The sequence below is a fragment of the Pedobacter gandavensis genome, from assembly GCF_032678465.1.
In the GTDB taxonomy this organism is placed as follows: domain Bacteria; phylum Bacteroidota; class Bacteroidia; order Sphingobacteriales; family Sphingobacteriaceae; genus Pedobacter; species Pedobacter gandavensis_B.
This window is the reverse complement of the sequence record NZ_JAVTSK010000006.1, coordinates 322,349-336,605: the sequence shown is the minus strand read 5'-3', so window position 1 is coordinate 336,605 and position 14,257 is coordinate 322,349. Positions and strand designations below refer to the sequence as shown.

The following is a 14,257-nucleotide window of genomic DNA, read 5'->3' as shown; positions in this document are numbered from 1 at the left end:
TCAATTCGATATGAACAATATTCATCCAATCAAAAAGTACCTGATATTAGCAGGGCTACCCTTGATGCTTGCCTGTAGCTCGCACTATGCCGTAGTGAAAAGCAACCGGACGGAGTACAATATGAACAGCAGTCAGCCAGCAGACAGCTCGGTGATCAAAACTTATCTTCCCTACAAAATTAAAATGGATCAGGAGATGAATACAGTCATCGGCCGGTCGGAGGTTTTAATGGAAAAACTGGATAAGAAAGACAACAAGCCTGTGGCTGAAAATCTGTTAAGGAACTTCTTCTCGGATGCCTTATTCCATGAATCCTTAAAATATGATCCTACGATCGACTTCGCCATGCCTTCCACCAATGGTGGAATTCGGGTAGCACTTCCTAAAGGAGACATTAAACTATCTAACATTTTTGAGGTCATGCCTTTTGAGAATGAGATGATGGTGTATGTTTTGAGTCCGGCAGATGTACAAAATCTGTTGGAATATATTGCCAAAACAGGTGGACAACCAATCGCTGGTTTGAGAATGAAAATCGTAAACGATAAGCCAACTGAGGTAATGATTCAGGGAAAGCCATTGGATCCCAACAGGAATTACAAGATCTTAACCTCTGATTATGTGGCGCAAGGCGGCGATAATGTGCAAAGTTTTAAAAATCCCATAGAGACAAAAATTCTGGGCATCCGAATGCGCGATGCATTGATTACTTATATTAAAGAAAACCAGGCTGCTGGAAAAACCATAAATCCAAAATTAGATGGAAGAATTACTAAAGATTAACCGTAGAAACTTCCTTAAAACAGGAGGGATAGCTGCAGCAGCTGCCGCATTAAACTTAAATGCATTTGATGCACTCGCGGCCGGAGACCTGGTAAAGCTGACCATTTTGCATACCAACGACGTGCACAGCAGAATAGAGCCATTTCCAATGGACGGTTCTAAATATGCTGGTTTAGGAGGAACAGCCAGACGTTCGGCGCTGATCAAATCTATTCGCGCAAAAGAAGATAACGTTTTGCTTTTTGATGCTGGAGATATATTTCAGGGCACACCTTATTTCAATAAGTACGGAGGAGAGCTGGAAATTAAATTGATGTCGGAAATGAAGTATGATGCCGCAACCATGGGGAACCATGATTTTGACAACGGACTGGAAGGTTTTTACAAACAATTGCCGCATGCTAATTTTCCAATCTTATGTAGCAACTACGACTTCTCCAATACTTTGTTGAACAAATCGACTTTACCATATAAAATATTTAGAAAACAGGGCATCAAAATCGGGGTGTTTGGTATTGGTATTAAACTAGCCGGATTGGTTGGAGACCGGAACTATGGAGATACCGTATTTTTAGATCCTGTAAAAACAGCAAACGATACAGCTAGTCTCCTGAAAAATGATTTAAAATGTGATCTTGTGATTTGTTTATCACATCTGGGCTATAAATACGACAGTGACAGAGCTTCAGATCAGATGATGGCTAAGAACACCAGAAATATAGATTTAATTATCGGCGGCCATACCCATACTTTTATGGAGCAACCAGAAGATGTGTTGAATCTGGATGGAAAAATCACGACGATCAATCAAGTAGGATTTGCAGGGATTAATCTAGGCAGATTGGATTACTACTTTGAAAGATATAAGGGCAAGCGTATCAAAACCGCCGCACCTTATACCATTTCAGATCAATTAGATTCTTAATATATTTTATTTAGCAAAGGAAACCACCTCCAAGAAGGTCGTTTCCTTCGTAGAATACTGCGGACTGGCCCGGTGCTATTGCGGAAACTGCATGATCAAATACAACTTTCATTTTGTCATTTTCCTGAACAATAGTACTTAGGGTACCTGCATCTTTATAGCGGATTTTAGTTACCACCTCATTCATTGGCTCTAAAATGCTTCCGTATTTAATCAGATTTACATTTCTTACCAGCGCTTCACGGCGTTCCAGTTCGTCTGCTCTACCTAAAACTACCGTATTACTTTCCGGAAGGATTTGGGTCACAAACATCGGCTCACCAAAAGCAATTCCTAAACCTTTACGTTGTCCAATGGTGTAGAAAGGATAACCTTTATGCTGTCCAACTACCATACCGTCGCTGGTAATAAAATTACCACCAGCCACACGGCTCTCCAAATCGCCAACTTTGTGTTTTAAGAAAGCACGGTAATCATTATCCGGTACGAAACAGATCTCATAACTTTCGCTTTTTTTCGCCAGTTCTTCCTGACCCATATCTAAAGCCATTTGTCTGATGTCTGCCTTTGCGAAAGAGCCCAATGGGAATTTAGTACGCGCCAGGTTTTCCTGAGATACACCCCAAAGTACATATGACTGGTCTTTATTCTCGTCTAATCCTTTAGAAATGACATGACGACCATTGTCGTGCTGTCTGATGTTTGCGTAATGACCGGTTGCAATAAATTCGCAATCCAGTTTATTAGCACGCTTTAAAAGTGCTTCCCATTTAATGTGGGTATTGCACAATACACAAGGGTTAGGCGTACGGCCAGCAAGATATTCATCTACGAAGTTATCAATTACATAATCACCGAACTCATCCCTGATGTCTAATATATAGTGTGGAAATCCATAATTTACCGCCAATGTACGCGCATCGTTAATGCTGTCCAGACTGCAACATCCGGTTTCCTTACCGTTGGTACCTGAGGTCGCATAGTCCCATGTCTTCATGGTCAATCCGATTACTTCATATCCTTGCTCATGCAACATCACTGCTGCCACTGAACTATCTACTCCGCCACTCATGGCTACCAATATTCTACCGAGTTTACTCATTATAATTTATTCTGAAGGCAAAAATAGCGGTTTTTACCCATACATTCTCATTTGGGCCGTCAGTTGCTTGTAAAAAGGATAAAAGTTTAAAGTTTAGATTAAACGTTATAGCAATGTAATAAAGCGGATTTTATGCCAATTATTTATACCTTAGGGTATTATAAAAAAAACCTCAAACCAAACAAATGAAAAAAGCATTATTGTTTTGTATACTGCTTCCAGCGCTTTCGGCACAGGCTCAAAAAGATCTGGCAAAGTATGTAAAACCGATTATTGGCACCCAGAAAATGGGCCATACGTATCCAGGAGCCACAGTTCCTTTTGGCGCGGTACAGCTGAGTCCCGACACAGACACACTCTCTTATGAACTGAATGGGAAGTATAACGGCGACATTTATAAATACTGTGCGGGCTATAAATATGAAGATAAATCTATTGTTGGATTTAGTCATACTCATTTTAGTGGAACTGGTCACTCAGATCTGGGTGATTTCCTGCTGATGCCAACCCAGGGGGTTTTAAAAATGAATCCCGGTACAGCAGATGCCCCAGGAAGTGGTTTTCGCTCTTCTTTTTCTCATGCCAATGAGAAAGCTGAGGCTGGCTATTACAAAGTAAAACTGGATGACCACCAGATTGAGGCTGAACTTACCGCAACTAAAAGGGTGGGGATGCACCGTTATACTTTTTCAAAATCTGACCAATCGCATATTATCCTGGATTTAATGTCGGGTATTTATAATTATGACGATAAAACGGTGTGGACTTATGTACGTGTGGTAAACGATACGCTTTTAACTGGTTACCGCCAAACCAATGGCTGGGCAAGAACCAGAACGGTGTATTTTGCCATGACTTTTTCGAAGCCCTTTAAAAGTTATGGGCAGAAGAATTTCGACAAGAAACAGGTTTATGGAGGTTTCTGGAGGAAATTCGACCAAAACAATAACTTCCCGGAAATTGCCGGAAAGAGCATCCGTATGCACTTTGACTTCGATACCCAGGCAGGAGAGCAGGTTCAGGTAAAATTCGCAGTATCACCGGTAAGCCAGGCCAATGCCCTGGAAAACATGACTGCGGAGGTCCCGGCCTGGGATTTTGATGGCGTAAGAGCTCAGGCAAAAGCAGATTGGAATAAGGAACTCAATAAGATCGACATTGCAAGTTCTGAAGACGACAAGGTAAATTTTTATACGGCAATGTATCATGCGTTCATCAACCCAACCACCTATGGAGATGTCAACAGCCAGTACAAAGGTTTAGACCAAAATGTACATCAGGCCAATGGTTTTACAAATTACACCACCTTTTCCTTATGGGATACTTATAGGGCATTACACCCCTTCTTTAACCTGATTCAGCCTTCGAGGAACAATGATATGGTAAAATCAATGATGGCTCATTATGACCAGAGTTCATTGAAAATGCTACCGATCTGGTCGCATTATGCGAATGAAAACTGGTGTATGAGTGGGTACCATAGTGTTTCTGTGCTTGCTGATGCCATTATTAAAGGTGTTTATGATGGTGATGCTCAAAAAGCACTGGACGCTTGTGTAACTACGGCAAACCACCGTAATTATGAGGGAATAGGAAAATATATTGATCTGGGTTATATCCCTGCTGAAAGTAGCGGAACCTCTGTTTCGAATACATTAGAGTATGCTTATGACGATTGGTGTATTGCGCAAATTGCCAAAAAACTGAATAATCAGGCAGTATATGAAGAATTTATGAAACGTTCAGGAAACTGGAAAAACGTATATGATAAAAGTATTGGTTTCATGCGTCCAAGACTGGCAGACGGTTCTTTCAAAAAAGATTTTGATGTTTTGAGTACGCATGGACAAGGCTTTATTGAAGGCAATACCTGGAATTACAGTTTCTTCGTGCCACAAGACCCGGAAGCTTTAATGAATATCATGGGAGGGAAGCAGAAGTTTGGGGCCAGAATCGATACCCTATTTAACATGCATTTACCGGATGAATTTTTCGCAGATACAGAAGACATCACCAGAGAAGGAATTATTGGCGGATATGTGCATGGAAATGAACCAGCTCACCATGTTGCTTATTTGTACAATTGGGCCGGACAACCATGGAAAACTCAGGAAAAGGTAAGAAAGATTTTAAAAATGCAATACAAACCTACTCCAGATGGATTGGGTGGAAATGATGACTGTGGACAAATGAGTGCCTGGTATATGTTCTCTTCATTGGGATTTTATCCTGTAGCACCAGGCTCTGAGGATTATACTTTAGGCAGTCCAGCTGTAAAATCTGCAACACTTCAGTTAGAAGCAGGAAATACTTTTACTGTAGAAGCCATCAACCAGAGTGATAAAAATATCTATGTTCAAAAGGTATTACTTAATGGAAATGTAATCAGCAATAATCTGATTAAACACTCGGATATTTTGAAAGGTGGGAAATTGACTTTCTATATGTCCTCTAGACCAACAAAATTATCGAAATAAATCATGGAGTACTTATATAGAATTTAAAGGATACGGCCGGAGGTTCCGGCCGTATTTTTTTTAAACAAAAGCCGGGACTGATGATCTTGGATCATTACCCTGTATTTGATTCCTTCTGATGTCAGAATGTTCTCTTGGTTTTTTAATGATTTTCTTATTGATTCCTACTGCACCCGTGTATAACAAAACTCCACCAAGCACAGCCTCCTGAATCCCAATCAGGGGATGTTTTTTAATCGCTTTGATTCCTTTTGAAAAGATATATGCACCAGCAAGGATGGCAATAAATCTTTTTCCTGCATCTAATTCTTCTGTATCGTAGGCACTTAACATTGATGTAGCGGCTAAAATGCCTATTTTATTTTTTAGTAATTCAAACATAAAATTCGTTCTATATCTATCAATGGAACACAGCAACGCGTATTTTGTTTGAAAATCTTTAATTACTCAGTTTCTCCAACACCATGCTGATGGCCCGATTTACCACTTTATCCGGAGCATTACTGAATTCAAAATTTACCCTGCTGGCGAGTATTGCGTTTACAGATAGTGCTTTGTGCCCCAGTACTTTGGCTAGGGCATATATTCCTGCAGTTTCCATTTCCAGATTTGTAATCCGATGTTTTCCCTGCTCAAAACTATTTAGCAGGGATATGAAATTTGGAATGACATTTTTAGCGCGTACCTGACGGCCTTGAGGCGCATAAAAACCTGGTGCGGTTACCGTAATTCCCTTCTCCATATCTGCACCGATAGTATTTAATAAAGTGTCATCAGCAGCCGTTAAATAGGGATGTATTCCTTTAATATGCGCACAATGGGCATGAAATGCTTCCAAAATTGGACGTTCTTCTCCAGAAAGCTCATGAACATAATACTGCATGAGTGCATCCAGGCCTAAACCAAAAGAGGAAGCCAGAATTGTACCCATTGGCAAATCAGGCTGAATTGCGCCAGAGGTTCCAATGCGGATGATGTCCAATGAAGTCAGCTTTTCTTTTACAGTTCTATTTTGAAAATCAATATTCACCAGGGCATCCAATTCATTAAATACAATATCAATGTTATCCGTTCCTATGCCGGTTGAAATTACCGTAATTCTTCTTTTCCCCAGGTAACCGGTGTGGGTGATAAATTCACGTTTTCCTTTTTTAAGCTCGATGCGATCAAAATGTTTAGTGATTTCCGATACCCGATCAGGATCGCCTACCGTGATGACGGTTTGTGCAAGGTCTTCGGGTAATAAGTTAAGATGGTAAATACTGCCATCTGGATTGATGATTAAATCTGCTGCTGATATTTTGTTTTCCATAATTACGGCGATTGATACTGCAAACCTATGAAACCCGAAGGAGTTTATGGCCAAAATCCAGAAGAAAATTGCAATGGAAATCGTATATTTGTCGGCGTAAATAAATCATAAACACCGCATGTAGGATCTCATTTCTTTCAGGAAAATAAAACGCAGCCATTACTGGCTTACGTCATTATTCATTTTTAAAAGAAAGGATCTTATGCTTAACCTTCATGATATTACCTATCAGCACCCCAATAAAGATGTGCTGTTCAAGGGGCTAAATCTTAGCCTGAATGCAAACGACAAGATTGCTTTAATTGGCAATAATGGTCTTGGAAAATCTACTATACTAAAAATTTCAGCAGGCAAACTAGTACCAGTTGCAGGAACCGTTAAAATGGCCTCAAAACCGTATTATGTCCCTCAATTGCTGGATGAATATAACGACAGGAGCGTTGCGGAAGTATTGGGTCTTGGCGATAAATTAAAAGCTTTACAGGAAATCCTGGACGGACAGGCGACGGAAGAAAATTTAAATGTGTTGAATGACGACTGGGATTTCGAATCCCGATGTCAGCAAGCCTTTGCCTATTGGCAGCTAGACGGTCTGGATTTATCACAAAAGATGAACGCCTTAAGTGGTGGCCAAAAAACCAGGGTATTCCTGGCTGGAATTCGGATTCAACGACCGGAGATTATTTTATTAGATGAACCCAGCAACCATCTGGACAGCAAGGGCAGATTATTGCTCTATGAAGAAATCAAACAGCACCGTGGAAGCCTGATGGTCGTGAGCCATGACCGGGAATTGTTAAATCTGCTGAATGTAACGTTAGTACTGCAGTCGGACGGAATCAGCACTTATGGCGGAAATTATGAGTTCTATGCCGGGCAACGCGCTATTGAGCAGGAAGCTTTCGAGCAGAGTTTGCGTAGCAAGGAAAAGGCTTTGCGGAAAGCCAAAGAAGTGGAGCGGATAGCGCTGGAAAGGCAACAGAAATTAGATGCGCGAGGAAAACGTAAACAAGAAAAGGCTGGTCTTCCAACGATCATGATGAACACCTTGAGAAATCATGCAGAGCATAGTAGCTCGCGACTGAAAGGAGTCCAGGCAGATAAATTGCAGGGTATTGCTCAGGAACTAGCTCTTCTGCGGAAAGGAGCACCAGCATTGGACAGCATGAAAATGGATTTGGAATCTTCAGGACTCCATAGTGGAAAAGTAATGCTCAGCGCTGCAGAACTCAATTATGGATATCAGCATCCATTACGAAAAGTACCGGATTTACTGTGGGCGGGAGGTCTGAATTTCCAGGTCAGGACCGGTGATCGTCTCGCGGTTAAAGGTTCAAACGGGGCAGGAAAGACCACTCTAATCAAGCTCATGTTAGGAGCACTATCGCCGCTTTCAGGAAGCATCGTTCGGACGGCTTTCCATGCGATTTATGTGGATCAGGATTATTCCATGATTGATACTAAACTGAGTGTTTATGAGCAGGCACAGCAATTTAATAGCGGAACGTTACAGGAACATGAAATCAAGCTTCGTTTAAACAGATTTCTCTTTAATAAGTCACAATGGGACAAGCCATGTTCAGCGCTAAGTGGCGGAGAAAAAATGCGATTAATCCTCTGTGTCCTAACAATTGGCAATCAAAGCCCGGATTTAATTATTCTTGATGAGCCTACCAATAACCTGGACATGCAAAACGTAGAGATCCTGACCGCCGCTATTAATGAATACAAAGGGACGTTAATTGTAATTTCTCATGACCTGCATTTCCTTCAGGACATCGGTGTGGAGAAGGAGATTGACTTATAATTTAATCGGATTCAGAAATATCCGGGTCCGGATGATCGGGGCTTAAAGAGATCGTTTCTGGAAAAGACGGGAGTTTCGATCTTAACTTTACTTTGTTTTTGGACTGAAGTATGGTTTTAGAACTGGTTTTAGCTTGAGCTGATCGTTTCCTCGAGGTTTTTATGCCCTGAGCAACGATTGGCTCCTGGTTATCAGCAGAATCAATTGCTTTTTCTTCAGGAAGGGCTTCTTTTTTGGCAATACTACCTGCATATACACTATCTGAGATTTCGGAGCCGTCATCATTGATAAATGAAATGTAAGCCTCTATTCTCTCATTTAACAGGTAAAGGGGGATAGGAATGCGATGCTTCCCTTCCTGTCTTTGAGCGCCACTCAGACAATATCTTGCATCGGAATGCCCCGGGAAACAAAGTAACACCATTGCCCGGTCTGTTCTGTTTCTCCAGCTCAGTTCAGCAGGTACGTCCCAGCTAAATTCAATTTCGGTATCCAGGACCTGAATTTGTGGATTTTCTGCTTTTAATAAACTGCCCATGCTGATCTTTGCTTTCGAATAATCCATTGTGGCATTTGGATATTCGCCGGCTACTGCATGTTTTTTATTATAAGAAACGGCTTCATTATAATAATTTCTATCGGTTCCATGTACCTTTAATTTGAACCCAAGTTTAAGAAATGGAATGATGGGTTGTAGAAAACCATTAATGATCTTCATGCGATCGCAATTGATTTTTCTCGCAGGACTGAGGGGCTTCCCAGTATGACCAATCGTCCTGATGACGTTCTTTCCATTCAGCATATAACCTACTAAATTGCCTACCCGGCCTACAAATCCACCAAATAATCCGTTTTGCAAATTTCCCATAGCGTTATTGTTTGTCGGTAAGTGAATGTAATATAGTAAATAAGTTTGAAACGAAACCTAAATTCAATTCCTCTTCATATTCAAATGATGTTTAAAAGGTCAATTAGACCTATTAAGGATTAATTAACCATTAATAGGAGATGTATTGAAGATAAAGTGGATGTTTCCAGCTATCGAACTCAGTTGATCGATAGTTCAAATCAATCCATTCATCGGAATAAATCATATTTGAAGCCACTTTTATCACTAAGATTTGATTTGGAAAGTGCGAGCTTTAATGAAGTTATAATACTTCTGCAGCGCATAAGGTTTATTAAATCAGAACAATGGAGATAGGTCAGATGTTAAAGATACTAATCATCTGACGATATCATGTATGATCAATAATTTTACTACGCATCAAAAATTCGAATGGATCGACCTAACTGATCCGACAACTGAGGAGCTGTCTGGCATAGCTGAAAAATATAAATTACATCCCGCATTGGTGAACGACTGTTTACAACCCGATCACTTGCCAAAATACGAAAGGATGGATGATTATGCTTTCATTATTTTCAGGATACACACGCAGAATAGTGTTGCTGAGGCCGACACTGTTCAGGAACTTACCCATAAAATCGCCTTTTTCTATTCCAGTAATTTTCTGATTACGGTACATCGTAGAACCCATGATTTAATCTCCCCAATAGTGGAGTTGATTAAAAATGAAAAATGCAATAACACCCTTGATCTATTGAATCTACTGATCAATGCTTGTTTAAATACTTACACTGATCCTTTAAATAAATTAGCCCGATCGGTCGACTACTATGAAGAAGTTGTATTCTTAAGACCAAAGAAAGCACCATTGCTGAAAGGACTTTATTATTTGAAAAGAAAAATTGACCTTTTGAAAAGAATGTTGATCCTATCTTTTGATATTATTGATGCATTAGATGCCAAGGAAGGAAATGTAAACACAAGAGATACCCGAGATTTATATGTTAAACATCAGAGCATGCTGGATGCACTTGCTGAAAATATCCATCAGTTGCTGGCCATTTATTTTTCTGCTTCTTCACAGAAAACAAATGAAATCATGCGGGTGCTGACTATCTTTTCTGTATTCTTTATGCCCCTCACTTTTATTGTTGGAATTTATGGAATGAACTTTGATTTTATGCCAGAATTGCAATGGAGAATGGGGTATCCTGGTGTATTGGCCCTAATGGTGGTGGTTACTGTAGCCATTTATTTCTGGTTCAAAAGAAAACAATGGTTATGATGCCGGCAGCAGCGACGCTGCCGGCTTGAGAGGCTCCAATTGATTTGACAGCTGAACTGTTTCATTGTTGCTATATCGAACCAGTATGAATCGCTATATCATACTGCTGGTTTTTTTGGTTTATTTCTTAACGGGATCTCCGACAAACTTATGCTTCCTTAGCTTTAAATTTCCCACCCATAGGGGTAGGTTTAAAAAAATACAGTCATTTTTCTACCTACCCATCCGGGTAGGATAAAAGATGGCTATGTTGTATCTATTTAAGGTATAGTTGTTTATGATTTTCCTCTTTCCAGAGTACTGATCAAAATGATTTTATTTCATTTTGGGAAATGTCCTTACTTTCTTAAAGTCACACAAATCTCTCCGGGTTTATTGCCTACAGAATACTGGGAAATTGCTAATTTTAGCGTTCATATTATCTCTTTTAATGTTAATGAATTACCTCCAGTTTATCCGATCCCGTTTTTTTTATCAGCAGTTCATTGTTATGTTGTTGCTTTCTTCTCTGGTTTTTTCTGCGAATGGTCAAGGGCATGACAGGATAAAATTTTTAGAAAAAGAAATTTCAAATCTCCAGTTTACACCTCTGAAAAAAGATCCTTCATTTAGTTTGGCCACACAGGAAGTGTTGGAGGGAGATCAAAAACGAGGTGCCAAAGCCCAAAAGGAGCAGATGTATTTTTGGTTAAAAGGAAAACTGCATAAAGATCAGTTAAACCAGGCGCTGACTCTTCAGATCTCTTCGATACATCTTCATCAAACAAAGTTGTACACCTTTAACAATGGACAGCTATATCCGGTAAAAGAGGAAATGAATCTGGTGAGATATGATCAGTTTAATTTTCAAACTGATAGTACTACATATTATATCCGAAGTTCGGATGCCCTATTAAAACAACTGCCTTTGGTGCTCATGGATACACCATCTTTTAATGAAAAGGAGGGGAAACGCCTATTTAGAATTGGCTTTTACTATGGACTTGGAATGATGTCGATCCTGTTTAATGTGGTCTTTTATCTTATTTTTAAAGACAAACGATTCCTTGCGTACTGCTTTTTACAACTTGGCGTGTTTGTGGAGTTCTTCTATGAGGATGGGATGTTTTATTATTTGTCGTCCGGACAACTTGTTTTAACTAACTTATTGGTCTATACCGTACCAATAACCGCAGGATTTGCCTGTATATTTGCTTATTATTTCTTAGATCTTAGAGATACCCACAAAAATTACTGGCGATATGTAGGTCCGGTAATGGGACTTGCGTTGCTAAATTTAGTCTTATTTACAATTTTCAAATGGAATGGATTTCTGCCAATTATTGATTTACTCAGCTTTTTAAGTGCAGCAATTCCAATTGGTATAGCCGTTTCCAGATTTAAAAAGGATGTTTATGCCAGATTTTTAGTGCTCACTTTTGGAGTCATCGTGATCTTTGGTGTAGGTTTTGTACTCAATATGAATGTTGGTTTGCCATGGCTTTCTGGATTTGACATGGATGCCTTAAGGATGGTTAGTGCCTTTGAAATTATTGCCATTGGCTTTGCGATTACTTTTAAAGTTAGAGCATTACAAGAAGAGAATGAGCGCTTTAGGTTGGAGATCAATAAGTATTTGTTTACGGTAAAAGAAACTGCAACAGTAGCCTCTAAACCAGATATCCCCAACCATCCAAATCGCAATGATCTTTCTACTTTACAGGTGTTAAAAGCTGATTTTCAGCTTACCGAACGGGAAGCGGAGGTCTTGGAAGGAATCTGGGATGGTTTAAGTAATCAGGAGCTGGCAGATAAATTATTCATTTCCCTGAATACTATCAAGTACCACATCAGTAATTTATACGTTAAACTGGATGTAAAAAACAGAACACAGGCAGTAAGAATTAAAGAGAAGTTGAACACCTTCGCTTAAGCCACTTCCAGGTCACATTGTTTAATCAGAATTAACACTATATTTAGTTTTGGCTAATATGTATATAATAGTTTTGTGTCCTGATGTTAACCTATATCCCTGAATTAAAAAATGGCAACCACGAATCTTTTGAGATGGTATTCAAGCTATCTCACAGAAAGGTCTATGCCTTTTTTCTGAAGAAGACGAATGATATAGACATTGCGCAGGAGCTTACGCAATTGGCCTTTATTAAGCTATGGAATTTCAAACATACCCTTTCAGAAGAACATGAACTGGATGTTCAATTGTTTCGCATTGCCAGAACTACCTTATTAGACTACTTCAAAAAATTGAGCAACGACGATCGAAACCTTAAACGCTATTACCATAGTGTTTCTGATCAAGCTGCAGATCAACATCAAAAATTTGAAATCAACCAGCAATTGGAAGTAGCCTTAAGCGTTTTGCCTCCAACGCGTAAAAAGGTTTTCATTTTAAATCGCCTTCAAGGGTATTCCTATAAGGAAATCTCCGAACAACTGTCTATTTCTCCCCGAACTGTAGAAAAGCACATTTCTCTGGCCATGAAGCAGCTGGATGGTTATGCTTATGTTCCGGTACTCATCATGCTGACAAAATTCCTTCCTTAAAAAAATATTTTTATTCCGTTACGGGTTTAGCCTCAATTGAATCGTATTGGTAGTATGAGCGTCTCTAAACAACTGTTGGATAAATATTTTAAAGGACAATGCAGCCCGGAAGAAAAACTTCTGGTATGGAATTATTTAAATGAAGTCGAAGACTTGCCAGATCATTTGTTGAACAAAGCGGAATGGGATGAAAGCCAGGAGGCTGAACTTGATGAATTAAAATCTGAGGAGATGTTTAAGCTGGTAAAAAAACAGACTACTGGCAAAACTTATCAGTTAAAATGGCTTAAAATCATATCAGCTGCAGCAATCTTTTTGATCACAATATCTGTTGGGCTCATGCATCTTCCGAATTTGAATTCAGGAAAATCAGGAGTAGAACTGGCAGGCAACCAGGGCTTAAAAACTAAAAAGAGCAATCCGATCAATTGGAAATCATTTGTGAATTATACAGACCAGCAACAACTGATGAATCTGCCAGACGGTTCTACCGTTAAATTGTTTCCAGGCGCGGAATTGCGATATGCCATTCCATTTGTGAGCAATCAACGGGAAGTGTTCTTAAATGGAAAAAGCTTTTTTGACGTTGCAAAAGATAAAAATCATCCTTTTGTAGTTTACGCGAAAGGGATTTCTACTACAGCATTGGGAACTTCATTTACCGTTACTGCTTTAAACAAAAGCAAGTTCATTAAAATAGAGCTACATACGGGAAAAGTATTGGTTAAAAATATCGACTCTATTGCCCGTATCCCTGCATTTAAGGAAGTTTTGCTACCTGGAAATGAATTGGTTTACAATAGCCAAAAGAACAAGTTCAGGGTTTCAGAAAGCAGAACATTGCTGACTAAAACGCTGCGTCCGGTTATGGAGCTGAATTTCCAGCAGGCTTCCTTAGTGGATGTTTTTGATCAACTGGAAAAACATTATAAAGTGAACATTAACTACGACCGTGCTGAGCTGTCGGAAATGTCGTTCACAGGAAGTATAAAACTAACAGAACCGATAGCAACCATACTTGGAGAAATTGCCGAACTAAATAAACTAAACCACATAAAAACAACCGAGGGTTATCTGATTAGAAAGTAAATCCAAATCTCTATTATTTCTTGCCCTGACCCGCTTTTATAGCGGGAATGGGATTCCTTTTGCCTAAAACCAATCAAATTAA

General features: G+C 39.5%; 12 protein-coding genes. 8 read left to right on the top strand and 4 right to left on the bottom strand.

What is annotated here, in order from left to right; genetic code table 11:
- The first annotated feature begins 10 nt into the window (after positions 1 to 10).
- Positions 11 to 784, top strand: a complete 774-nt coding sequence (locus R2Q94_RS13510) for a 5'-nucleotidase C-terminal domain-containing protein (RefSeq protein WP_316821996.1) — start codon at positions 11 to 13, stop codon at positions 782 to 784.
- Entirely contained in the window at positions 762 to 1,709 is a 948-nt protein-coding gene (locus tag R2Q94_RS13505) for a metallophosphatase (RefSeq protein WP_316821995.1), read from the top strand. The genes R2Q94_RS13510 and R2Q94_RS13505 overlap by 23 nt, the downstream gene beginning before the upstream one ends.
- A 10-nt stretch (positions 1,710 to 1,719) precedes the next feature.
- Here R2Q94_RS13505 and mnmA read toward each other — a convergent pair whose 3' ends face one another.
- A complete protein-coding gene (gene mnmA, locus R2Q94_RS13500; RefSeq protein ID WP_316821994.1) occupies positions 1,720 to 2,811 on the bottom strand; it encodes a tRNA 2-thiouridine(34) synthase MnmA in 1,092 nt (363 codons plus the stop codon).
- Positions 2,812 to 2,996: 185 nt separating this feature from the next.
- Between mnmA and R2Q94_RS13495 the strand changes: the two genes are divergently transcribed.
- A complete protein-coding gene (locus R2Q94_RS13495; RefSeq protein WP_316821993.1) occupies positions 2,997 to 5,288 on the top strand; it encodes a GH92 family glycosyl hydrolase in 2,292 nt (763 codons plus the stop codon).
- A 60-nt stretch (positions 5,289 to 5,348) separates the two neighbouring features.
- On the opposite strand, the gene R2Q94_RS13490 is transcribed toward R2Q94_RS13495, so the two are convergent.
- Positions 5,349 to 5,669, bottom strand: coding sequence for a hypothetical protein (locus R2Q94_RS13490; protein WP_316821992.1), 321 nt, complete (start codon positions 5,667 to 5,669; stop codon positions 5,349 to 5,351).
- 58 nt (positions 5,670 to 5,727) lie between these two features.
- A complete protein-coding gene (locus R2Q94_RS13485; protein WP_316821991.1) occupies positions 5,728 to 6,600 on the bottom strand; it encodes a nucleoside phosphorylase in 873 nt (290 codons plus the stop codon).
- 202 nt (positions 6,601 to 6,802) lie between these two features.
- On the opposite strand from R2Q94_RS13485, the gene R2Q94_RS13480 reads away from it, so the two are divergent.
- Positions 6,803 to 8,407 (top strand): ABC-F family ATP-binding cassette domain-containing protein, encoded by a 1,605-nt coding sequence (locus R2Q94_RS13480; protein WP_316821990.1) that lies wholly within the window; start codon positions 6,803 to 6,805, stop codon positions 8,405 to 8,407.
- A 1-nt stretch (position 8,408) separates the two neighbouring features.
- On the opposite strand, the gene R2Q94_RS13475 is transcribed toward R2Q94_RS13480, so the two are convergent.
- Entirely contained in the window at positions 8,409 to 9,275 is an 867-nt protein-coding gene (locus R2Q94_RS13475; protein WP_316821989.1) for a DUF6266 family protein, read from the bottom strand.
- Between the two features lie 376 nt (positions 9,276 to 9,651).
- Here R2Q94_RS13475 and corA point away from each other — a divergent pair, with 376 nt between their 5' ends.
- The 4 genes from corA (at position 9,652) to R2Q94_RS13455 (ending at position 14,175) form a co-directional block, all read left to right on the top strand.
- Positions 9,652 to 10,542, top strand: a complete 891-nt coding sequence (gene corA / locus R2Q94_RS13470; RefSeq protein ID WP_316821988.1) for a magnesium/cobalt transporter CorA — start codon at positions 9,652 to 9,654, stop codon at positions 10,540 to 10,542.
- A 436-nt stretch (positions 10,543 to 10,978) separates the two neighbouring features.
- Entirely contained in the window at positions 10,979 to 12,454 is a 1,476-nt protein-coding gene (locus R2Q94_RS13465) for a LuxR C-terminal-related transcriptional regulator (RefSeq protein WP_316821987.1), read from the top strand.
- An 83-nt stretch (positions 12,455 to 12,537) separates the two neighbouring features.
- Positions 12,538 to 13,086, top strand: coding sequence for an RNA polymerase sigma factor (locus tag R2Q94_RS13460; RefSeq protein WP_316821986.1), 549 nt, complete (start codon positions 12,538 to 12,540; stop codon positions 13,084 to 13,086).
- 54 nt (positions 13,087 to 13,140) lie between these two features.
- Positions 13,141 to 14,175: a FecR family protein gene (locus tag R2Q94_RS13455; protein ID WP_316821985.1), complete on the top strand. Its 1,035-nt coding sequence runs from the start codon at positions 13,141 to 13,143 to the stop codon at positions 14,173 to 14,175.
- Positions 14,176 to 14,257: the final 82 nt, after the last annotated feature.